This is a genomic window from Dermatophilus sp. B7861-1, from assembly GCF_058996045.1.
The window spans coordinates 1,342,869-1,365,445 of the sequence record NZ_CM180082.1; the positions used below are offsets into that span (position 1 = coordinate 1,342,869).

A 22,577-nucleotide genomic window follows, 5' to 3' on the forward strand; every position below is an offset into this window, starting at 1 on the left:
GCTTTACCTACCCACAGGGAGCTCCCGCCTCGCGAGCTGCGGGACACCGCCGAGGAGGAAAATTGGATACCGACTCACCCGACAATCAAGCAGGTCAAGCAGCCTTAGGAACTCTGCTCACCCCTGTTCGCAGCCTTCTACTGACTGCACGAATACTGGGCGGGCTCTCCGGGCTGCTCTCCATCGCCCCCTACGTAGCCCTCGTTGAACTCGGACGATTACTACTCAGCAACGCCCCTGACGCGAACAATGTGCGAAATGTCACATATATCCTCATCGCCACATTTCTTGGTCAATTGTTCGTGCACTTTCTCGCACTGACCGTCTGCCATTTCGCCGACCTGAAACTCGCCGGGCATATCCGCCGAGAACTCATCACCCACCTGGCCCAAGCGCCCCTGTCATGGTTCACCTCAACCAACTCAAGTCGCGTCCGCAAAGCCGTGCAAGACGACACCAAAACCCTGCACCAACTCATCGCCCACGCCCCAGTCGAAACCACTTTTGCGATCGTCTCCCCCATATGTCTGGTGGTTTACGCCTTCGTCGTCAACTGGCGCCTAGGCCTGCTATCTATCGCGACGCTGCCGCTATACGTGCTGCTGCAGCTATTCAGCATGCGCGGCATGGGCGAAAAAACCGCACAAATGAACCACCTCCTGGAGCAGGCATCAGCCACGGTGGTCGAATTTTGCGACGGCATCGAAGTCGTCCGAGCATTCGGACGCACCAACGAAGCCCACTCACGATTCACACAAGCATCAACGCGCTTCGTCGATTTCTTCCTCGACTGGATCAAACCACTGCTGCGTATTAGCGCCCTATCCGAAGCGGTCGTCAGCACCTCAGTGCTGCTGTTCGTCAACACCGCTATCGGCGCTCTACTCGTCCAGGCCGGGCATGTCGGAGTTGTCGACCTACTCACCACCACACTGATCTCGCTAGTCATCCCTGGCGCAGTGGTCGTCCTCGGTGGGTCGATGTGGTCCTACCAGCTAGCCGGAAGCGCCGCCGTGCGCATCCGCGATCTGATAGACACTCCAACACTGACCACCCACAACCCCACCGATCAGAAACACACCCCCGCCGACACATCCGTGCAATTCGAAAACGTCACCTTCTCCTACAACGAAGGCACCACGGCCCTACGCAACGTGTCAGTAACCATTCCCGCCGGTTCAACCACCGCCCTGGTAGGACCCTCCGGGTCAGGAAAATCCACCCTCGCCACCATGATCGCCCGATTTAACGACCCCACCAGCGGCGTCATACGCATCGGCGGAGTCGATATCCGCGACATCGACAACCTCTACGAACATGTGGCATTCGTCTTACAAACCCCGCACCTTCCTGACCTTCCACTGCGGGAAATCATCCGCCTAGCTAAACCAGAAGCAACCGAAGAACAGGTACGCCAAGCCGCCATCGGAGCCCACATCTGGGACGAAATCGCAGCCCTGCCAAATGGCCTGGACTCCCGAGCCAACCTTTCCGGAGGACAGCGCCAACGCCTAGCCATCGCACAGGCACTCCTGGCCGACCGCCCGATCGTCATCCTCGACGAAGCAACAACCGCCACCGACCCCGAGGTTGAGGCCGAAGTCCAGGCGGCCCTGAGCCACCTGGCCATCGGACGCACCGTCATCGTGATCGCCCACACTGCCGCCTCAGTCATCGGCGTCGATCAAGTAGTGGCTCTTCGCGACGGTCAGATCGCGGCAGTGCAGTCCAACCCCACGCACGCCGAACTCTCCACGCTGTTGGGAGCTGTCCATGTCTGAGCAATCCGCTACCCGCGCGCTCTCCGCCTGGCGCGATCCGCTACTGATCAACGCACTGCGCCCCTACTTGGGCACCGAAGGGCAACGACGGCAACGCATCTTCCTGTTCATGAATGCTGTCGGCGGTGCTCTCGATGGTCTAGCCGTGTCCCTGCTGATGCCCCTAGCATCAGCCCTGGCACAGGGGAACCCAGCCACACCATGGATCGCCACCATCGGCGCACTAGCCCTCATTGGCGCAATTTGGCAATACACCTCGGCCCGTTTCGGATACGCCGCAGTCATCGATTACCTCAACAACTCCAATGACCGGCTAGGCCGCACCCTTGCACGCCTACCCATGGGCTGGTTCACCCCCGCCCGCACAGCCGTACTATCGCGCTTCATCGCACGTGACACGGTCCTCGTTGCTGAGAACAGTGCCCAATACACCGGGCAGATCGTTCGCAATGCCGCTGGTCTGCTGACGATTATCGGCGGTGCCACCCTCTGGCAGCCTCGCGTGGGCTGGACATTGGCTCTCCTGGCACCTTTCATCGCCATCACATTGATGTGGTCCCAATCGCTACTGAACCGTCTTCGCCGCGCATCCGCCGCCAGCGAAAACGAAGTAGCCCACCGGCTCGTTGAGTTCGCTTCCTGCCAACCCATGCTGCGCGCAGCCGGGCGCAGCATCAACTACGAACCTCTACGACAAGCCGCCGCAGAAAATGAACGCGCGCAACGCAAAGAACTATGGCTCAGCCTCTTGCCGATCTTGTTCAACGGCATGGTTCTTCAATCTGTCGTTGTCGTAACAATCACCGTCATCATCCATACACAGCTGGACCCCATCACCACGGTGGTGTTCATCGGGGTACTGCTGCGCTACGCACGCAACCTCGAACAACTCGGCCAACTGATGCTCAACCTTGGGGTGCTACGCAAACCTCTCCAACACCTTGGACAAATCGTCAACGCTCCCCTGTTGAGCGAACCCACCCACTCAGCCCAGCCTGTTAACCACACAGACGGCCACGAAATAGCGCTACAGAACGTGCGATTCGGATATGACCCCGAACGCCCTGTCATACGTGATGTTTCTTTCACTGTTGCGCCACACACGATGACAGCCATCGTGGGCCCTTCAGGCTCCGGTAAAACAACGCTCGCACGACTTATCGCGCGCTTTTGGGATGTTGACGCTGGAGAAATCCGCGTCGATGACGTCGATATTCGCCAGATGCGCACCGAAGACCTGATGGCACGAATGTCGATGGTGTTCCAAGACGTGTACTTGTTTGACGACACCCTGATGGAGAACATTCGAGTAGCTCGCCCTGAAGCCACCGACGCTGAAATCCGTGAGGTCAGCGACTTGGCTGGAGTCACATCAATCGCTGACCGGCTCGGCTGGGACGCTGCCGTGGGTGAAGGTGGACGACGTCTATCCGGCGGTGAACGCCAACGCGTCTCCATCGCACGAGCCCTGCTCAAAAACGCCCCCATCGTTCTCTTCGATGAAGCAACCTCTGCCCTCGATGCCGAGAACGAAGGCAACGTCATGGCGGCAGTTGCACGGCTACGGGCTTCCTCTACGTTGATCGTCATTGCCCACAAACTGGAAACCATTGAGGACGCTGATCAAATCGTCGTGCTCAACCAGGAAGGGCGCATCGAGGAGATTGGGACACATGCACAGCTGCACGCAGCATCAGGAACCTACCGCCGCTTCTGGGACCGCAGACGAGCTGCACACGGTTGGCAACTGACCTCATCCACTACCTGCTGAAAAGCGCATCTCACCTCACTGTGGGGGCGGGCAGCACTTCAACCATGCCGAGCAACGATCTTGCATGGTTGATATGTGACTTCTTTCCCGCCTCCACATATTTTGCAGTTTTTCTCTGCCTGTCCGAGAGACCGCGCGTAAGCTCCAAGCCCAAGGTCTCGACACCCATATGGCGCCCAGAAGCCTCACGTGCGTGACAAGCCATACCGCAGGGGTTTCAAGGGCTCCCACTCCCGGAGTTCCTCAAGCCCGCTCTCATCTCTTCTCTGACTAGTGTCGGCAATATCGACATCGACACATTCACCCGTTCCGTGGAGGGAATCGCATTAGCTCTTATTTTTCTCTGGGGTTGCCGACATCAAGTATCACCATCACCCGGGGCGTTAATGGCTCTTCCCAATCAACGGTGTAGGTGTGTCTTGAAGCCGCCGGCCTCCAGGAGGCTGCGGGCGGTGTAGTGCGTGCGGCAGCGTTGCCAGGATGCGCCGGGCAGGGTTCGCGGCGACGGCTTCAACCAGGCCCGTGTGCGCGTCAGAGGTGACCAGGCGGACCCTGCTCAGGCCGCGGACGAGGAGGTCGGCGAAGAACTCGTTCCACGCGGGCCCGGTTTCGGCGGTGGCTACCCGTATGCCCAGGACTTCGCGGTGGCCGTCAGCGTTCACGCCGGTAGCGAGCAGGACGACGGCGTTGATGACGCGCCCGCCTTCGCGGACCTTCATGGTCTGGGCGTCAGCGGCGACGAACGTGAACGGGCCCGCGTCGTCCAGTCGGCGGTGGCGGCAGTCGGCCACGAGCTCGTCCAGGTCAGCAGCCATCCGGGACACCTGGGACTTCGACAGCGAGTCGATGCCCAGCGTCTTCACCAGTTTGTCCATGCGGTGGGTCGACACCCCCGCCAGATAACAGTCCGCGACCACAGTGATCAGCGCAGACTCGGCCCGCTTACACCGTTGCAGCAGCCACTCGGGAAAGTACGTTCCGGTGCGCAGCTTGGGTACGGCCACGTCGATCGTTCCTACCCGGGGATCGAGGTCGCGGTGGCGGTAGCCGTTGCGTTGCGCCGTGCGCGACGCCGAGGGCTTGCCGTACTCGACGCCGATGATGGCAGCCCCCGACCATCTCGTCGGTGGGCCGCCGTTCGTCGTGCGAGGGCACCGTTCAGCGTTCAGAAGGTTCGATGACCGGCGTCTCGGCGCACTGGATCAGAACAAGGTGTACGAGCCGCGAGAGATGGTGAAACCGTGTCGGTTACTGTCGACGCATTTCACGCCGGACTTCAAGGACGTGCACGTGGCCGAGCCGAGCTTCAGCGCCTGCCCGTACCGCAGTCCGGCGTTGGCGCCGTCATTGTTCGCCGTCCGGGTGGGGACGCCGATGTGGCGGCTGTACCAGCCGATCATGTCGTTGGTCTTCGAGATGACGGCTGCTCCCCTCGTGGTGTCGCCCGGGTGGGCAACGCATGCCTGGTCGGCGCGGCCATTCAGGACGACACCTGCTGCGCCCATGCCCGTGCAGTTGGCAGGCTTCATGACTCGCCACGTCTTCTTGGAGATGTCGCAACGCACGGCGGTCTTCTTACCGTTCTTGACCATCATGCAGGTGATGTTTCCGCTCGGGGAGGTGAAGGCGGCCGAGTTCCCTTTCACCACGGTGGTGTGGATACGTTCGCGGGCAGACGATGTCTCGTATGCCTGAGCCGGAGCTGCGGCCATGAACATCGATGCGGTCAGGGCGGTGACGGCCGCGGCAGACGCAAGAGCCGATAGGTGCATGGTTTCCCCTTGTGTGTGATGGGCGTGGTCCGTCGGCCGGGTGCCTCGGGATCCGCTCGCCGCCGACCACGCTCGGGAAGGCAATGGTTCGCGATCCAGCCCGAAAGGGCTCTGCATCCGGATCGTGATCGAAGGAAGTCCATACTGTGACCTGCGGCTTTCAGATAAAAGTCAGGTGTTCGCCGTTGGCGTCGTGTCGCTGGGAATTGACTGAAAAAGGGGGGTGTGGAGGTGAGGAATTCCTCAGGCGAGGAGGTTGCGCAGGTCATCGGCGGTGAGGACCTGGGAGAAGGCGGCGCCGTCGTCGACGACGCGGGCGAAGAGGTCGCGTTTGCGCTCCTGCAGGTCGCGGACCTTCTCCTCGATGGAGTCCTGTGCGACGAGGCGGTACACCATGACGGGCTTGTCCTGCCCGATGCGGTGGGGCCGGTCTATGGCCTGGGCCTCGGCGGCCGGGTTCCACCACGGGTCGAGGACGTAGACGTAGTCGGCCTCGGTGAGGGTGATGCCGAACCCGCCGGCCTTGAGAGAGATGCAGAACGCGGTGGCGTCGCCCTCCCGGAATCGAGTGAGGACCTCGGGGCGGTTCTGGGCGCGGCCGTCGAGGTACTCCGTCGAGATCCCCGCCTTCTACAGGGCGTCGCGGACCTGCCGCAGGTAGCGCGTGAACTGGGAGAAGATCAACGCACGGTGCCCCTCGGCGGCGAGCTCGGTCAGGTGCTCGACGAGGACCTCGACCTTACTGGGCTCGATCGCGGCGTATTGCTCATCGAGTAGAGAGGGAGAGAGCCATCTGGCGGAGCGTCGTCAACGCCGAGAGCACGGCGACCTGATTGCTCTTGAGGTCGGCGAGCAGCCCCATGACGCGTTGGCGCTCGCGCTGCAGGTGGCGGTCGTAGACCTTGCGGTGGGCCGGATTCTTCGGCACGACGAGGGTCTGCTCCTGCTTGGGAGGCAGATCGCGGGCCACGGACTCCTTGGTGCGGCGCAACACGAAAGATGCGATCGACCGACGCAACGACGCCAGGCGCATCCGATCACCGTCGACCTCGATCGGGGTCTTGTAGTCCGTGGCGAAATGGTGCGGCTGCGGGTACAGCATCGGCGCCGTCAACGACAGCAGCGACCACAGGTCCATGAGCGAGTTCTCCAGCGGCGTACCCGTCATCGACGACTACTCGCGCGTCGCCTACGCCGAGATCCACGACGACGAAACTGCGATCACCGCCACTGCGGTCTTGGTTCGGGCTGTCGAGTGGCTCAACGAGCGTGGGGTCACCGTGTGGCGAGACACCTGTGCAGAGCTCGGCATCCGGCATAAGCGCACCCGCCCGTATCGGCCGCAGACCAACGGCAAGATCGAACGCTTCCACCGGACCCTGGCCGTCGGACACGGAGGACGCAATCCTAAGGACCTGACCGGCATGGTCGACCTGGCCCGTGACCAGAACGGGCGTATCCACGCACGGCTCCTGGACCTGGTCCCGGGGTGTTCGGGCCAGGTGTACAAGGACTGGTTGGACGAGCCTGGCGACGCCTTCCGCGCCGGGGTCCAGGTCGTCACCTTGGATTCGTTCCACGGGTACGAGAACGCCATCGATGAGCAGCTCGCCGCCGCTGCGTCCGTGCGCGACACGTTCCACGTGGTCAAGCTCGCCACCCAGTTCGTCGACGACGTGCGTCGCCGAGTCCAACAGGAGGCCACCGGACGCCGTGGACACTCCGGCGACCCGCTCTACGGCGTGCGGAACATCCTGTGCACCGGCACCGAGCGCCTCACCCGCCGCCAACGTGTCCGCCTGGCCGTGGCGTTCACCGCCCGCGAGGAACACCTCGAGGTCGAGATCGTCTACCAGTGTGCGCAGGCCTTCCGGCGGTTTACCCCCACGAGACCCACCAGGCCGGTCGCGCCGCAGTCGAGAAGGTCCTCGCCAGCTTCCACACCTGCCCCATCCCCGAAGTCGCCTACCGGCAAGACGTTGCGCCGCTGGCGGTTCGAGTTTCTCGGCTACTTCGACACCGGCGGTGCCGGCAACGGCGGCACCGAGGCAGTGAACGGACTCATCGAGCTCCAATGCCGCATCGCCGGCGGCCTGCCCCTCACCCATGCTCAACTGTGAAGAGCCACGCAACCCGACTTGCAGGACCGTGGGTCACCACCCCAGCGGTGCGTGGGCCAGCCCCCGGACTGTGGTGTCGCGCACACGCCCCTGGCTGCCGCAACGGCGACACCACGGGTCATCGGCGACGAAACGACAGGCCAGCACCGTCTTGTCCGGGTCAACGCGCTGGCCAAAATTAATTCAATAGACGGAACTTCCAAAAATTTAACCTCAACGACACGATCGAGATCGCTCCCCCTAACAACCTCCACAAAACACTCAAAAGCGTTACCGCCCAGCCGATTCGGTAGACGTCATGAACCCCTCCCCCACCATCGAGGCTACGAGCACCGACATCACTGCGACTGTCACCAACACCTCGCCTCGCCCTGCCCTGCCTCACCGCATCCTCACCGCAGTGACAATTGCCGCCCTCTGCGCAGGCCTTACCGGCGGCTGCCTCATCGGCCGCGCCACCGCCCCCCACACCCAACCCACCCCCACTGCGGAACCTCTCAGCGGCTCAGGCCCCATCGGCCCCTGGCAACACTACGGACACAAAAACGACCCCATCCCCGCCATGAAAAAAGTCGCCGACAACCCCCACGGCGTACTCCTGCTTGGGGACTCCGTAGCCGCCCGCCTACACTCTGCCCTGGCCAGCACCCTCGAAGAACACCAACACCCCATGACCTTCGATCACTGGAACGGCCGCCCCACCCACGCAGCCGCAGACGCCCTCGTAGCCATCGACGCCGCCAACGCACAACCTCGCACACTGGTCATCGTCTCGGGCGAAAACGACATCTTCGAACCAGCACTTTTTCCCGTACAAATCGAACGCATCATGCGCACCGCAGGCCCAGAGCGCCACATCTACTGGGTCACTCCCCTCGTCCGCCGCGCCGCCAATCCCACCGCAGACGAAAACGCCTCAACTCGACTCCACGGCATGCTCACCGAAGCTGCCACTCGGCACCCCAACCTCCACCTCGTCCCCTGGGCTGACAAAATCCGTGCCGCCAACGACGCCACCCGCACCAGCCTCGTTCCCGATGGGGTGCACCCTTCCCCAGAAGGAGTGAAGGTGATGGCATCGATGATTCTCGACACCATCACCTCCACAAACCTGTAGCGAGGTGGACTACCTAATCAGGTTCATGCAATCGCTCCGTCCCGCAACCGCGAAACAGTCCACATCCTGCCCCGCGCTGCCGTAAACACTGTTAGTCCAAGAGCCGCGATCAGCCACAACAACATCACCAAAGCGGCAGGTGCCAAGTGCAAAGTCCCTCCAGCAATGAGTGAACGGAACGCCTGCACCGTGTATGTGATCGGCAACAGCGGGTGCATGAATTGGAAGAATCCTGGAGCAGTCTCGATGGGATAAGTAGCTCCTGCTGAAGACAGCTGCACCACAACAAGCAGAAGCCCAATAAACCTGCCAGCTGGGCCCAATCCAGCCACCAAGGCCTGGTTGATCGCCATGAAAGCACACGAAGCCAACGCAGCGAACCCAATAAACAGTCCAGGGTTACTGATGGTGATTCCCAGAGCCCAGTGCATGGCCGCAAAAAGTAACACTGACTGCCCCACGCCAATCACCGCCGCAGGGGCGAACCCAGCCAAAGCCACTCGCCATGGTGATGCTGTAGAGGCCATGGCACGCTTTGGCAGCGGACGCAGCATGAAGAACAGGCCCATGCCGCCGACCCACAGCCCTAAAGCGGAGAAGTATGGCGCAAGTCCAGCACCGTAGTTAGCGACACGGTTAAGGCGAACATTTTCCCCATCAACTGGTTTAGCCACGACCGCGCTGAGCTTATTACGCTCATCCGAATCGTACGTAGGAACCTTCTTTGCGCCGGTCGCTAAACCTTTAGCCAGATCTGTTGATCCGTGCAAGAGTTTGCCGGCACCGTCATCAAGTTTGCCCAGTCCGGTGTGCAGGTCGTGAACACCTTGAGCAGCTTTAGCGTTTCCTTCAGCGAGTTTGGTGGCCCCGGCAGCGGCACTCGTGGCTCCTGTAGAGAGTTTGTCTGCACCGCCGCGCAGATTAGTGGCTCCTGTGGACAGTGCCGTGGCTCCGTTAGCGGCATCAGCGATGCCTTTCGTTAAAGCGGGTGTGCTTGCCGCTAGCTGGCCTAGCCCACCGGCGAGCTTGTCGGCTCCGGCGTGTAGAGGACCTGTCCCTTGCGCCAATTTGTTGGCGCCGTCCTGGAGACGTTGTACCCCCGTGGCGAGAGCTGGAACGGACGTGGCAAATTTCTTCAGACCATCGGCCAGACGAGCAGCGGCGGGAGCAGCTTGCTGAACACTTTGGTTGTATTTGGCAGCACCGTCAGCAAGACGAGTAGCACCTGCTTGGAGTCGTTCTGCTCCCAATGCTAGTGGCGCTGCTCCGACAGCCAATCGCCCTGCACCACTGCGGATAGAGCCGCTTTGGTCACTGACTGCGTTCAGTTGGGCGCAGAAAGCTTCGCTCGCGCCGGAAGCTGCGCATTGGGAAGCAAGTTGGTCAACGCCGCCGGTGTAGCGGTCCACACCGGTTTTGAGTCGGGAGGCCCCACCAGCCAGAAGAGTGGTCCCTTTAGCCAGCGCGGTGCCGCCGGTGGCGACAGTTTGGGCTCCAGCGCCCAAGCGGGTAGCTCCGTCGGCAAGTTTTTTAGAACCGTCAGCGAAGGCAGTGGCCCCTTGAGCGAGTTGTCCTACCTGTTCTGGTAGCGCGGTGGTGGCTTTGGCCAGGGAGTTAGTTCCTTCAGCAAGTTTTTTGGCGCCAGTATCAACAGCCCCGATACCGTCGGCAAGTTTTTTAGAACCGTCAGCGAGTTGTTTGCTTTGTTCAGGTAGTTGAGCTGTTTTGTCTTTAGCGGTGTTGAGACCAGTGGCAAGTTTGCCGGCCCCGTCAGAAAGTTTGCCGGCCCCGTCAGAAAGTTTGCCGGCCCCGTCGGCGAGCTGTTTGTTCCCGGAGGCGAGGTTCTGGCTACCGGTGACGAGCTGCCCCATACCGGAGTCAAGGGTTCCGGATCCTTTATGGGCGGAGGTGACGCCGTTAACAAGTTGTTGAGATCCGTCTTGGAGTTTTTTGGCTCCGTCGGCGGCTTTGCCCATTTGTTCGGATATTCCATTGAAGCCGAGGAAGACGCGGTCGAGATATTTTTTGGTCAGCTCGTCGCCAGTGCTGTCAGTGATGCGGGTGGCGACTGTTCCGGCAATGTTTCCTGCCAGGTAGCTGGTTGCGTCATTGGTGTTGAGTTCTAGACGGGCGTTTGTGGCTTTTTTCGGGTCGGAGGAAGAGGTGGCTTGGGTGGAAAAGTCTTTGGGGATGGTGAGGACGGCGTAATAACGACCGTTAGCGAGGCCATCGTTGGCGTCGTTTTCGTCGGTGAGTTTCCACTTGAGGTTGTTGGTGGCGTCACTTCCGGTGAGTTTTCCACTAACAACCCGGCCGAGGGGGACTACCTGTTTTTTGCCGTTGGCGTCGGTGACGGTGGCAGGTTCGTCTTTGTTGACGATAGCGGCCGGTACGTTGTCGAGGCGGTTAGTGGCGTCGATGTTGCTGTAGGTGAGCAGACCGGCGTAGAGGGATGGGATGAGAAGGAGTGCGATAACGACGAGTTTGCCGAACCATCCTCGGGAGATGCGGCGCAGTTCTGAGCTGCTGAGGGTGGGAAGTAATGCCATCAGTTGTGTGCTTTCGATGCGGTGGCCGGCTGCTGGGTAACTGTTTCTTCGGAGGTGGTGGGTGTGTCTGTTTGGTGGATGGGGTGGGCGATGTCGATGTGGGTGATATCGGTTTCGGATAGGCCGGTGAGTGTGGTGAGTTCGTTGGTCGGGAATGGGTCTTGGCAGGCGGTGAGGATAGCTAGGGGGGTGTCGCGTTCGCGCAGGAGCAGGCCGATAGCAGCCCAGGCTCCGCGGCGTTCGGCGATGGTGCGGAGGGTGTCAATGTCGTCAATGAGGATGAATGGTGGCCGTCCGATGGTGGCTAGGACGATACCCAGGAGCATGCGGCTCAGGCGTGGAAGGTCGCGGACGAGTGTGTCGCGGTGGACGAGATAACTGCTGCCTGCTCTGGGCTCTAGAGGTAGATCGGCGGTGTCGAGGGCGTACGTAATGAGGTGGTTGAGGCTGTCGATGACGATGTCGATGTCACGGCGTCGAGCCCATGGCATGAGGGTGCGAGTGGAAAGTGTTTCGGCAATGTTTTGTTTGACGCTGAGGTCATTTTCGAGGGGGTTGACGCCGCTTATTTCGGCCAGGGATGCGAGGTGTTGGATGGTGCCGGAGTGTTCGGGCATGACGTGCCCGCCGACGGTGAGGTCTCCGTAGCTGGGGTAGATGCGGCCAGCGAGGGTGAGTAGAGCGGTTGTTTTTCCGGATCCTTCGGGGCCGGCGAGGATGGCGAGTTGTCCGTCGTTGAGGGTGAGGTCGAGGTGGGAGAAGACGGTGCCTCGTGCTCCTGTGACGGCGAGTTCTGTGGCGTGGACGATGCGTTGGGGGTGACGGTTGGCGGTTTTTTGGGCTGAGATCTGGCGCATAACTCCGGTGCCTTCTACGTCGATGGCAGGTAGGTGGGTGGCGAGTTTGGTGGGGAGCCACCAGGCTCCGTGTCCGAAGAGTTTGAGTGCGGCGGGGACGATGGCCATGCGGACGATGAAGGCGTCGACGAAGACACCGACGGCTAGGCCCAGTGCGATGGGTTTGATAGTGGCGCTCCCATGGGGGACGAAGGCGGCGAAGATGCCGACCATGATGACTGCTGCTGCGGTGACAACGGGGGCTGCTGCGGCGAATCCGTTTTCGACGGCGCTGTCGGGGTCACCGTTGTGGCTGTAGTGCTCGTGCATGCGGGACACGATGAACATCTGGTAGTCCATGGCGAGCCCGAATAGGACACCCATCAGGATGATGGGCATGAAGCTGATAACTGGGCCTAGGCGGCTGACGGAGAGGGGTTCGGCGAGCCAGCCCCAGGAATAGACGGCGGCTACGGCGCCAAAGGCGGTCAAGACGGATAGGAGAAATCCGAGGGTGGCGGTCAGGGGGACCAGGACGGAGCGGAAGACGATGAGCAGTAGGAGTAGGCACAGCCCCATGACGACGAGGGCGAATGGGATGAGTGCTTTTCCGAGCATTTCGGAGATGTCGATTTGTGCTGCGGTGGCGCCGGTGACAGACAGGGTGGTGTCGTAGCGGTTTTCCCAGGTGGTGGCGCGGTTGCGGATTTCGTGGACGAGTTGGGTGGTGGCGGGGTCGCTGGGGGCGGTGGTGGGGATGGCGATGACGACGCCGGTGTCGGCGTTGCGGTTGGGTGTGGCCAGGGAGACGTGGTGGATGCCGGGAATGGAGGCGACTTCTTTTTTGAGGTCGTCCATGAGTTCGCGGGGGCGTTCTGATTTGACGATGTCGGCGACGACGAGGAGGGGACCGTTGGCGCCAGGGCCGAAGTGCTCAGCGGTGAGGTCGTAGGCGAGTCGGGCGTTGGTGCCGGGGTTGGTGGTGCCGGCGTCAGGTAGGGCGAGTTCGAGGTGACGGGCGGGGATAGAGGCAAAGATGAGTGAGCTGGTGAGGACGATGATGGTCAGGAGGGGGAAGCGGGTGACGGTGCGGATCCAGATGTGTGCCCATCGGGGGCCGGTGGTGGCGTGTCTGGGCGGGTTGGTGCGCTGACGGTGGGCGAGGATGTTTCGGCCCAGTAGTGACATGAGGGCTGGGCTGATGGTTAGGGCGGCGGCTACGGCGATGGCTACGGCTATGGCTGAGCCGATACCCATGGTGGTGAGGAAGGGTAGGCCTACGACGCTAAGTCCTACCAGGGCGGTGATGACAGTGAATCCGGCGAAGAGAACAGCGGATCCGGCGGTGGCGGTGGCGCGGGCGGCGGATTCGGCCGGGTCGATGCCTTCTAGGAGGTTTTCGCGGTGGCGTGCTAGGAGGAACAGGGAGTAGTCGATGCCGACGGCCATGCCGATCATGAGGGCGAGCATGGGGGTGGTGCCGGTCAGGACGGTGATGCTGGTAGCGAGGAAGAGGAGGGCGAGGGAGACGCCTGCACCTAGGAGTGCAGACACGATGGGGGCGGCAGTGGCGCGGATGGCGCGGAAGAAGATGAGTAGGACTAGTGAGGACAGGATGAGCCCGATGCCTTCGGTCCAGCTCATGGTGGGGACGGCGTTGTTGTAGATGGCTCCGCCGGCGACGGCGCGGGTGCCGTTGTGGGTGAGAGTGTTTGCTTCGTTAGTGAGGGTGTCGCGGGTGGTGTCGGTGATGGAGAAGAAGTCGCCGGTGAATTGGATGTTGATGAGGGCGGCGCGGTTGTCTGCGGATAGTGAGCCGGAGACGTTCTTGTCGTAGGGGTTGGTAACGGCTTTGACGCTGTCGATGTTTTCGATGCGTTTGATGCTGTTTTCGATGTCGGTGCGAATGGCGCGGTCGGTGATGGTGCGCCCGTTGGGTGCGATGACGATGATTTGGGCAGAGGTGCCGGAGATTTCGGGGAAGGTGCCTTTGATGTAGTCGAGTGCTTCTTGGGATTCGCTGTTAGGTACGCGGTATTCCTCTTTGGTGCCTGTTCCTATCGCAACGGCGAGGGATGCGATGAGGGTGAGTGCTAGCAGCCAGGTGGCGAGGACGTGGCGGCGGTGTTGGTGGCACCAGCGTCCGAGCGTGTAGAGGGCTGATGACACAGGCAGTCACTCTCCTGAGGGTGTGATGGTCAGCGGGGTGCGGGCGTGATGTGTGGGGCCGCGGTGAGGTAGGTCACTGCCCACCTCACAGTTCGATACACAAATGTACTCAATACATGAATGTATCCTTTAGTTGGGATGTCGGCAATGGGCACTCTCAGCCCGCAATCACCATCTGCATCAACACACCCACTCCCCCATCGACCCAGGAGACAACCAGATGAATAACTCGCACGGCACGACGATCTCGCCTCGTCGTGCCCGCACCCGCGCGCACCTCGTCGAGGCGGCCACCACTCTTTTTGTTCGCAACGGCGTCATCGCTACCACTGTTGAGCAAATCGCCGAGGAGGCCGGGTTCACGCGCGGAGCTTTCTACTCCAACTTTTCCGATAAAGATGAGCTGATCGTCGAGGTGCTCATTGCCCGCAGCGAATCGGTCGCTCAGGCAATCGAGAACGCCACCGTCTGCCCCACCGGCGACTTCAGTGGCGTTGTCGACGCTTTCTTGGCCTCCCACCCGATGGGCCCGGAATATTTCACGATGATGAACGAATTAGCTTTACTTGCTATCCGCCGCGGAGATCCCGGCGGCACATTTGGCCGCTGGAGTACCGAGTTCAACGAGCGCACAGCGCGACTGGTGTCGCAAGGGCTAGCCAGTCTTGGCCGTGAACCTCTCATTGACCCCAGTGACCTCACCGAAGTACTCAGCGGCGTCTTTGAGCGCGCCATCCGTGCTTCACTGCTGCGCGGTGCCCCACCCAACATGCTCCGGCGCTTACTGGTCACCACTTTGACGCACATGACCCGCCCCATTGAGGCCCTGCCATCCACGACCCAAACTCCCGAACCCACTCACGCCGAGTGAGTTGCATAACAAAAACAGCTACAGACAAGCGGGCATCAGCCCACAGCAGAGATGGAAAACCGGAAAAACTACCCCGATTCCTCTCTAAGCTGCAGAAATAAGTCTCATCTCAGAGAAATGCAAGGAAAACACATCCGTATTCATGCTTTAACCGGGCCTGCGAAACGGCTTGTTTATGTCTGTTTTGCTCCGCTAATGTTGCGACCATCCAACGTCGGGAGAGTCGATGCATCAGTTCGAGCGCCATGCGCAAATCGTTGAAAGCGCACGTCAAGCCACACGGGTAGAGGTCACTGCCCTGGCCGAACAACTCGGAGTCACTCCAGAAACAGTACGAAGAGACCTCACGCAACTCGAACGCAAGGGGCTCATCCGTCGTGTCCACGGCGGCGCCGTCGCCGTGGAAAAACTCGACTTTGAGCCTTCTTCAGCAGTCCGACTCGAGCAACACGCACCCGAAAAACGCCGTATCGCAGCTGCCGCGCTCTCCTGTATCCCCAACGCTGGATCCATCCTCCTCGACGCCGGAACCACCACCATCGGCATCGCTCACGACATCCCCCGCGGCTTGGACCTCAACGTCCTCACTAACTCTCTACCTGTCGCTGAAGTCATCGCCCGACGTCACGACCTGCAACTACATATTCTTGGCGGCGCTGTCCGCTCCCGCACCGACGCGAGCATCGGCACCTGGGGGCTACGCGCACTGGAAGAAGTACACGTCGATGTCGCCTTCATGGGAACCAACGGCATCTCCGTCGAAACAGGCTTCACCACTCCAGACCAATCCGAAGCAGCGATGAAACGAGCCATGATCGCCGCGGCAGGGCGGGTTATCGTTCTGGCCGACAGCAGCAAATTCGGCGACGCTCACTTCTCCAAATTCGCCGACTTCTCCGACGTCGACACCATCATCACTGACGGCGGCATCGACGCTGACATGGCCAACGAAATCCGCTCACTAGGACCAGAGGTTCTCGTCGCATGATCCTCACCCTGACCCCTAACCCCAGTGTCGACCGCACTATTTCCGTGGACTACCTCGGCCACGGAACAGTCCACCGTGCCACTGGAACTCGCATGGACCCTGGCGGCAAAGGGCTGAACGTCTCGCGCGCTGTTTCGGCCCACGGCGCACCCACCTGCGCAGTCCTTCCCCTGGGTGGCCCCTACGGAAAAATCATGGCCGACCTCCTCGCCGAGGCCCGATGCCCCGTAGCCACCGTCCCCATCAGCGAAGGCATCCGAGCCAATATCGCCCTGGTGGAGCCAGACGGCAGCACCACCAAAATCAACGAAACAGGCCCGCACCTGAGCGACCACGAACTCGAAGAACTCTTAACCACCGTCGAAAACGCATATGACCACAGCGTTACCTGGGTAGCAGCCTGCGGCAGCCTTCCACCAGGAATGCCCGAAGACATCTACGCTCAGCTCACCGACCGCATCCATGCCAAGGGGGGGAAAATCGCGATTGACTCCTCTGGCCCTGCTCTGGCTTCCGCCATCAACGCTGGCCCTGACCTCATCAAACCCAACCGAATAGAACTCAGCGAGCTCATCGGCAAAGACCTTCCCGATCTGGGTAGTGTCGTCACTGCAGCCCGTAGCCTCATTCACTCCGGTGTCGGTTCAGTGCTTGTTTCTCTGGGCAAAGACGGCGCCGCATACATCACCGCCAACAGCCTTACCCACGCCAGCGCCCATATTGAGCACCCTGTGTCCACGGTCGCTGCTGGTGACTGCACCCTTGCCGGGTTCCTCCTCGCCACAAGTGAAGGCCTGCCCGGACCAGAAGCTTTACTACGTGCTGTTGCCTTCGGCGCAGCTGCGGTTGCGCTTCCAGGTAGCGAAGTACCTACCCCCGAGCAGGTCGCGGCAGTCCAGGCCGTCTTGACCGACAGTCCCGACCTATCCCTTCCCCTTACAGACTGACAACACACCCGACAACATCGGGTACGAAAAAGCGACCAAAGGAGTTCGTCTTGTCCATCATTCGCACCGAACACGTCATCCTCGACCTACCCGCCACCGACCGCGCCACCGCCACCCGCGCCTTGGCTGAAACACTCGTCTCCACCGGACGCGTCAGCGACCTCGAGCAATTCATCACCGATGTTGAAGCTCGAGAGGCCCAAATGGCTACCGGTCTTCCCGGCGGTATCGGAATCCCGCACTGCCGCAGCAACACCGTCTCCGAGCCCTCCCTTGCCTTCGGTCGCTGTGCCGAGGGGATCGATTGGGGCGCCGAAGACGGCCCTGCCCACCTCATTTTCCTCATCGCAGCCCCCGACGGCGGCGATGACGCCCACATGGCCATCCTGGCCAAACTTGCCCGCAAACTCATGAACAACGAGTTCAAAAACAACCTCCGCGAGGCCAGCAGTACCGAGCAGGTCGTCGAGGTCATTACCGCGGCGGTGACCGCATGAAATTCGTCGGAGTAACCTCCTGCCCCACCGGCATCGCCCACACCTACATGGCCGCTGAGGCCCTTGAACAAGCCGCTAAAGCAGCTGGTCACACCATGCTCGTGGAAACCCAAGGGTCAGCGGGCTCTGAGCCCCTCACTGCAGAACAAATCGCCGAAGCAGACGCTGTCATTTTCGCCCACGACCTCGAAGTGAAAGACATCGCACGTTTCGCGGGTAAACCCACCATCGACGTGGGCGTCAAAAAAGGTATTAGCGACGCCGAGGCCCTCATCGCCGCAGCTGCAGCCAAAGCCGAGCAGAACAGCACTGCTGCCCCTGCATCGACCACCCCAGAGACCTCCACGAATCAGCCTGCAACCTCATCGGCAGAACCTGAGCGAGTTGGTGCAGGCACCAAGGTTCGTCAATGGCTCATGACTGGCGTATCTCACATGATTCCGTTCGTCGCTGCGGGTGGCATCCTCATCGCCCTAGGATTCATGCTCGCGCAGGTTTTCGGCGGACAAACCGGCGCTATCGACGTCACCAAAAACTTTGCTCTTGAAAGCAAGCCCGACACTGTTAACCTCATGGCCGATTTCAACCCGGCCAATGGCATGCACTGGGCAGCACTGCTTTTCCTCATTGGCGCAGCTTCGTTCGGGTTCCTTGTGCCAATCCTGTCCGGGTACATCGCCTACGGCATCGCCGACCGCCCAGGCCTGGTCCCGGGGATCGTCGGCGGATCTATTGCCGTTACTCTCGGCGCTGGCTTCATCGGTGGCATCATCACCGGTTTCATCGGTGGGTTCATTGCACGTTGGATTAGCAGTTGGAAAGTTCACAAGGGTGTGCGCGGTGTCATGCCTGTTGTTGTCATCCCGCTGTTGTCGACGCTGATCACCGCCGCGGCGATGATTCTTGTTCTCGGGCGTCCTATTAAGGCCCTCATGGATGGTCTCACCGGCGCACTTAACGGCATGACCGGTTCTAGCGCGATCCTGCTGGGCGCGATCCTTGGACTGATGATGGGCTTCGATCTTGGTGGCCCAGTTAATAAAGCGGCCTACACTTTCGCAACAACTGGTCTGGCGGCTGCTGGAACCAACATGCAAGCCCCTCAACTGGTCATCATGGCTGCCACGATGGCTGCAGGGATGGTTGCCCCTCTTGGGCTTGCATTGGCCACCTCGATACGCCCCGGACTGTTCACCGAACCTGAGCGTGAAAACGGTAGAGCTGCATGGCTTCTCGGTTTTTCGTTTATTTCCGAAGGGGCCATCCCGTTCGCCGCGGCTGACCCGATCCGCGTTATCGCTTCTTCGATGGCGGGTTCTGCAGTTACCGGCGCCCTCGTCATGGCATTTGGATGCACATTACGCGCTCCGCACGGCGGTGTGTGGGTCACACCTCTTATCGGTAACGCACTCATGTTTGTCCTTGCCGTTGTTGTCGGCATGATTGTCACCGGCGCCCTCGTGGTTCTCCTTAAAAGCCACGCAGCGCGCCCCACAGTCTCTGCTGCAACACCTGCCCTCTAGGCATTCCATACACTGCCCGGGCCAACCGGCTTGGACGGAAAGCACCATCGAAGGAGTCAAAACATGGCCACCCGCACCGTAGAGATCGCCTCTTCAGTAGGGCTGCATGCACGCCCCGCCTCCCTGTTCGTTCAGGCGGCTACCGCTACGGGCTTGCCCGTGACAATCGCTAAAGAGGGCGGCCAACCCGTCGACGCTCGCAGCATCCTGGCCGTGATGGCTCTGGGCGCCAAGCACGGCGAGCAGGTCACCTTGTCTGCCGAAGGCGCCGACGCTGAGGCCAAGCTCGACGAACTCGTCGCGCTCCTGGCCCGCGACCTGGACGCGGAGTGAATCAATGACTGAGACACACCGCATCCTTACCGGGATCGGCGTGTCGGCAGGAACCGCCTCGGGGCCGGTCGTCACCGTACGACCGGCCCCCGGTTTTGATGCCGATGAGCCTCCCACCACTGACGTTGCTGAAGCCACTCGCGTAGTGCGGGAAGCACTCGAGGCAACAGCAGCTGGGTTGGAAGCACGCGTAGCCCACGCCGCTGAAAGCGCCCGCCCTGTCCTGGAAGCTACGGCGATGATGGCCCGGGACCCTGGTCTGGCCGCCGGTATCGAGGGCAAGCTCGCAACTGGTAGTGGCCTTACTCGCGCTGTTCACGACGCTGTGGCCGACTACATCGCCATGTTCGAAAGCCTGGGCGGCTACATGGCAGAGCGCACCTCAGACTTGCGTGATGTTCGGGATCGGGTGATCTGCCGGCTGCGCGGTTTGAACGAACCTGGTATTCCCGAGCTGGTTCGCCCCTGCATACTTGTTGCCGCAGATTTGGCTCCTGCCGAAACCGCCACTCTCACCCCCGGAACTGTGTTGGGGATTGTCACTTCTGAGGGCGGCCCGACCAGCCACACAGCGATCTTGGCTGCGCAGCTGGGCATCCCTGCCGTAGTGCAGGTCAAAGGCGTGTTGGATGTCAGTGACGGCACGGAAATCGCCCTCGATGGTGGAGTAGGAGAAGTCATCATCTCCCCCACGTTGGAGGAGCAGACCCAGCTCGCTGAGCGCGCTACCCGCCGTGCACGAGCTCTGGAGGGCTCCCGGGGCCCGGGCGCAACGATGGATGACCATAAAGTTGCCCTTCTCGCCAACATCGGCACGATCGAGGATGCCCGTTCTGCCGCGGAGCAGGACCTTGAGGGCTCTGGCCTTTTCCGTACGGAGTTCTTGTTCCTTGAGCGTGACTGCGCTCCCACATTGGAGGAGCAGACCGCTACGTACACCGATGTGTTCACCGCTTTCGGTGACCGCCGTGTTGTGGTCCGCACGCTCGACGCGGGCGCAGACAAGCCGCTTGCGTTTGCTGACCTCGGTGAAGAAGAGAACCCTGCGCTAGGTCGGCGAGGTCTGCGGTTGTCGATGGCGCGTGTGGACCTGCTGGAAACACAGTTGCAGGCTTTGGCTGCCGCTCACCGCGCTACCGGGGCTGACGTGCATGTCATGGCTCCCATGGTGGCCACGGTGGATGAGGCTGAATGGTTCGCCAAGCGGGCGCGAGCTCATGGGTTGCCCAGCGTTGGCATCATGGTTGAAATTCCTGCGGCTGCTCTTCGGGCTCGCCACATGTTTGAGGTTGTCGACTTTGTCAGTATCGGCACCAACGACTTGTCGCAGTACACCCTTGCCGCTGACCGCATGCAGGGAGAGCTTTCTTCTCTTCTTGACCCGTGGCAGCCAGCATTGCTGGAACTGGTGGCGCGCACCTGTGAAGCCGGTTTGGCAAGCGGTAAGAAGACAGGTGTTTGTGGCGAGGCCGGCGGTGACCCGTTGATGGCTTTGGTTTTGGTTGGGCTTGGTGTCACGAGCTTGTCGATGGCCCCGGGCCGGGTGAAGGCAGTGCGGGCTGCGCTGCGCATGCATCAGCTGCACGAGTGCCGTCACATGGCTGAGTCGGCTTTGCAGGCCCGTAGCGCCGCTGAGGCGCGTCAGGCTGTGCTGGAGCTTGTCTCGCCCGCGCTGCACGATTTGCTCTGATCTGTCTATAGCTCAGGGGGGAGGTTACCGGTATACCGGTAACCTCCCCCCTGATGCATGGTGTGGCGTTAATGCAAAGCACGCGCGTCGGGGTTCGCCCGGCTTTCACTGGTTGAGCAGGTGTGCTTTTTCGCCGATTGTGTCGATTGCTACGCCTCCATCACGCCACGCGCGGATCCGGGTGATTGAGCACGGTGCGATGTCAAAGAGTGCCGCGGTGCTGCGGTCGATTCCGAGCAGCTTGACCAGGAGGGCATCTAAGGGGCCGCGGTGCGTGATGATGACCAGAGACCGGGCTGTAGTGATGATGTCTTCCCAGTCCTGGTGTACGCGTGTGCACAGCTGCGCGAAATTTTCTCCACCGGGGGCGCTTTGGGTGTTCCCGCATCGGACGGATGCTGCGTCTGCTCCGCGAGCCTTGATCTCAGACCAGGTGAGGCCATCCCAGTCACCCATGTCTTGTTCATCCCACGCAGGGCGGCAGACAACGTCTGTGTTGACTGCTGCGGCGATCACGTGGGCTGTTGTGTGTGCACGGCGCAGTGAACTGCTCACAACCTGTACGTCGGGTTCTTTTATTTCGCGGTGTAATGCTGCTGCGACGCGTGCGGCTTGGTCTGCTCCGTTGGCGTCAAGATCGGGGTCGATGCCGCCCCTGCCTGAGATGCGGCCACACATCGTGTGTGCGGTTGTGCCATGACGCACAAGCCATAGTCGGGTGGGTGCATCAAGGTCAGGGGCGGTGTGCATCTGGTGTGCCTATGTCACAGGCCGGAGTCGCTGGTGCGAACAATGATGCGACTGCAGTTTTCGCAGCGAACAACCTCGTTCAAAGGCGCAGTGGCCACGCGTTGCAGGTCACGGCCAAGCAGTTCCAGGTTGCATCCACCGCAGCGGCGTTGTGTCAGCGCTGCGGCTCCCATGCCTGTGCTTGTCCGGATTTTTTCGTAGAGGGACAGCAGGTCGCTCTGAACCCCTTCTGCGAAGTCTTGACGTGAGCGCGAGATGGTGTGCTCAGCATCGTCGAGGTCGTTGCGGGCTTTCTTTTCCGCGGCGCGGGCCTGGGTCAGAGCTGCGCTGGCTTCGGCTTCGCGTGGTTCCAGGTCGGTGACACGTTCGCGTAGTACTCGTGCACGTTTGTCTACTACTGTTCGTTCGCTTTCCAGGACAGAACGGCGCCGTTCGAGGGATTCGAGTTCGGACTGCAGGTTCTGCAGTTCGCGGGCAGAGGCAGAGCCATCGTCAAGGCGAGCGGTGGTGCGTTTGATGCGGTCGATGACGATTTGGACATCAGCGGCGGCTTTGGTTGCTTCGCGCTCAGTGTCGCTGAGGTCTGTGCGTGCGCGCACCAGTTCGGCTTCGAGATCTTCCAGGGTGCGCAGGGCGGCCGCGGCGGCTTCGGCCTCGGGCAGGTTGGCGCGTCGGTGGGCTATCTGCGCAGTGCGCGTGTCCAGCGAGGCGAGGTCGAGCAGTTTCCATTGCTGACCGGGGTCGGCCTTCATCGTGGTCCTATCTGTGTTCACTTTGTCCTGCTGGGCGACGTGGCATGTTCTGGCAGCCCGTGGCCGTTGAGGTTCCTTCCGCACGGTAGCGGAATGTGCGTCGTGGTGCTG

Annotated in this window: 18 protein-coding genes and 3 pseudogenes; 14 read left to right on the forward strand and 7 right to left on the reverse strand. The window is 61.2% G+C overall.

The features are described 5' to 3' along the window. Positions 1-62 precede the first annotated feature (62 nt). A complete protein-coding gene (locus AC2T9U_RS05990) occupies positions 63-1,781 on the forward strand; it encodes an ABC transporter ATP-binding protein (protein ID WP_493695513.1) in 1,719 nt (572 codons plus the stop codon). Beyond that, positions 1,774-3,552 carry an ABC transporter ATP-binding protein gene (locus AC2T9U_RS05995; protein WP_493695514.1) on the forward strand — a complete coding sequence of 593 codons (1,779 nt, stop codon included), beginning with the start codon at positions 1,774-1,776 and terminating at the stop codon, positions 3,550-3,552. The genes AC2T9U_RS05990 and AC2T9U_RS05995 overlap by 8 nt, the downstream gene beginning before the upstream one ends. Before the next feature lie 448 nt (positions 3,553-4,000). Here the strand turns inward: AC2T9U_RS05995 and AC2T9U_RS06000 are convergent. Beyond that, positions 4,001-4,658, reverse strand: a pseudogene (locus AC2T9U_RS06000) (IS256 family transposase); the annotation flags it as partial. Between AC2T9U_RS06000 and AC2T9U_RS06005 the strand changes: the two are divergent. Together AC2T9U_RS06005 and AC2T9U_RS06010 are read left to right on the forward strand one after the other, a co-directional pair. Beyond that, positions 4,615-5,247 carry a hypothetical protein gene (locus AC2T9U_RS06005; protein ID WP_493695515.1) on the forward strand — a complete coding sequence of 211 codons (633 nt, stop codon included), beginning with the start codon at positions 4,615-4,617 and terminating at the stop codon, positions 5,245-5,247. The pseudogene AC2T9U_RS06000 and the gene AC2T9U_RS06005 sit on opposite strands and share 44 nt — an antisense overlap. Positions 5,248-5,549: 302 nt before the next feature. Continuing rightward, the gene (locus tag AC2T9U_RS06010; RefSeq protein ID WP_493695516.1) at positions 5,550-6,101 is read left to right on the forward strand and encodes a hypothetical protein; all 552 of its coding nucleotides are present in this window, start codon (positions 5,550-5,552) and stop codon (positions 6,099-6,101) included. On the opposite strand, the gene AC2T9U_RS06015 is transcribed toward AC2T9U_RS06010, so the two are convergent. Next, a complete protein-coding gene (locus AC2T9U_RS06015; protein WP_493695517.1) occupies positions 6,091-6,462 on the reverse strand; it encodes an SNF2-related protein in 372 nt (123 codons plus the stop codon). The two genes, AC2T9U_RS06010 and AC2T9U_RS06015, sit on opposite strands and share 11 nt — an antisense overlap. A 25-nt stretch (positions 6,463-6,487) precedes the next feature. On the opposite strand from AC2T9U_RS06015, the pseudogene AC2T9U_RS06020 reads away from it, so the two are divergent. Both AC2T9U_RS06020 and AC2T9U_RS06025 read left to right on the forward strand, forming a co-directional pair. Next, positions 6,488-6,715, forward strand: a pseudogene (locus AC2T9U_RS06020) (integrase core domain-containing protein); the annotation flags it as partial. Positions 6,716-6,748: 33 nt separating this feature from the next. Next, positions 6,749-7,444 (forward strand): ISL3 family transposase, encoded by a 696-nt coding sequence (locus AC2T9U_RS06025; RefSeq protein ID WP_493696935.1) that lies wholly within the window; start codon positions 6,749-6,751, stop codon positions 7,442-7,444. Positions 7,445-7,480: 36 nt separating this feature from the next. On the opposite strand, the pseudogene AC2T9U_RS06030 reads toward AC2T9U_RS06025, so the two are convergent. Next, positions 7,481-7,618, reverse strand: a pseudogene (locus AC2T9U_RS06030) (ISL3 family transposase); the annotation flags it as partial. Positions 7,619-7,742: 124 nt separating this feature from the next. Here AC2T9U_RS06030 and AC2T9U_RS06035 point away from each other — a divergent pair. Continuing rightward, positions 7,743-8,561 carry an SGNH/GDSL hydrolase family protein gene (locus AC2T9U_RS06035; RefSeq protein WP_493695518.1) on the forward strand — a complete coding sequence of 273 codons (819 nt, stop codon included), beginning with the start codon at positions 7,743-7,745 and terminating at the stop codon, positions 8,559-8,561. Positions 8,562-8,584: 23 nt separating this feature from the next. Here AC2T9U_RS06035 and AC2T9U_RS06040 read toward each other — a convergent pair whose 3' ends face one another. Both AC2T9U_RS06040 and AC2T9U_RS06045 read right to left on the reverse strand, forming a co-directional pair. Further along, positions 8,585-11,110, reverse strand: a complete 2,526-nt coding sequence (locus AC2T9U_RS06040) for a YhgE/Pip domain-containing protein (RefSeq protein ID WP_493695519.1) — start codon at positions 11,108-11,110, stop codon at positions 8,585-8,587. Beyond that, complete coding sequence (locus AC2T9U_RS06045; protein WP_493695520.1) at positions 11,110-14,115, reverse strand: MMPL family transporter; 3,006 nt, start codon at positions 14,113-14,115, stop codon at positions 11,110-11,112. Before AC2T9U_RS06045 ends, AC2T9U_RS06040 begins: the two co-directional genes overlap by 1 nt. 220 nt (positions 14,116-14,335) lie before the next feature. Between AC2T9U_RS06045 and AC2T9U_RS06050 the strand changes: the two genes are divergently transcribed. The 7 genes from AC2T9U_RS06050 (at position 14,336) to ptsP (ending at position 20,964) form a co-directional block, all read left to right on the forward strand. Continuing rightward, on the forward strand, positions 14,336-14,986 hold the full coding sequence (locus AC2T9U_RS06050) for a TetR/AcrR family transcriptional regulator (protein WP_493695521.1): 651 nt from the start codon (positions 14,336-14,338) through the stop codon (positions 14,984-14,986). Between the two features lie 226 nt (positions 14,987-15,212). Further along, complete coding sequence (locus tag AC2T9U_RS06055) at positions 15,213-15,974, forward strand: DeoR/GlpR family DNA-binding transcription regulator (protein ID WP_115030263.1); 762 nt, start codon at positions 15,213-15,215, stop codon at positions 15,972-15,974. Beyond that, positions 15,971-16,921, forward strand: coding sequence for a 1-phosphofructokinase (gene pfkB, locus AC2T9U_RS06060; RefSeq protein ID WP_493695522.1), 951 nt, complete (start codon positions 15,971-15,973; stop codon positions 16,919-16,921). Before AC2T9U_RS06055 ends, pfkB begins: the two co-directional genes overlap by 4 nt. A 50-nt stretch (positions 16,922-16,971) precedes the next feature. Then, positions 16,972-17,418 (forward strand): PTS sugar transporter subunit IIA, encoded by a 447-nt coding sequence (locus AC2T9U_RS06065; protein ID WP_493695523.1) that lies wholly within the window; start codon positions 16,972-16,974, stop codon positions 17,416-17,418. Next, positions 17,415-18,941: a PTS fructose transporter subunit IIC gene (locus AC2T9U_RS06070; protein WP_493695524.1), complete on the forward strand. Its 1,527-nt coding sequence runs from the start codon at positions 17,415-17,417 to the stop codon at positions 18,939-18,941. The genes AC2T9U_RS06065 and AC2T9U_RS06070 overlap by 4 nt, the downstream gene beginning before the upstream one ends. A gap of 63 nt (positions 18,942-19,004) precedes the next feature. After that, positions 19,005-19,274, forward strand: a complete 270-nt coding sequence (locus tag AC2T9U_RS06075) for an HPr family phosphocarrier protein (RefSeq protein ID WP_028327754.1) — start codon at positions 19,005-19,007, stop codon at positions 19,272-19,274. Between the two features lie 4 nt (positions 19,275-19,278). Further along, positions 19,279-20,964 carry a phosphoenolpyruvate--protein phosphotransferase gene (gene ptsP, locus AC2T9U_RS06080; RefSeq protein WP_493695525.1) on the forward strand — a complete coding sequence of 562 codons (1,686 nt, stop codon included), beginning with the start codon at positions 19,279-19,281 and terminating at the stop codon, positions 20,962-20,964. A 105-nt stretch (positions 20,965-21,069) separates the two neighbouring features. Here ptsP and AC2T9U_RS06085 read toward each other — a convergent pair whose 3' ends face one another. Together AC2T9U_RS06085 and AC2T9U_RS06090 are read right to left on the reverse strand one after the other, a co-directional pair. Continuing rightward, entirely contained in the window at positions 21,070-21,714 is a 645-nt protein-coding gene (locus AC2T9U_RS06085) for a histidine phosphatase family protein (RefSeq protein WP_493695526.1), read from the reverse strand. Between the two features lie 14 nt (positions 21,715-21,728). Continuing rightward, positions 21,729-22,487 carry a zinc ribbon domain-containing protein gene (locus tag AC2T9U_RS06090; RefSeq protein ID WP_258553128.1) on the reverse strand — a complete coding sequence of 253 codons (759 nt, stop codon included), beginning with the start codon at positions 22,485-22,487 and terminating at the stop codon, positions 21,729-21,731. Positions 22,488-22,577 lie beyond the last annotated feature (90 nt).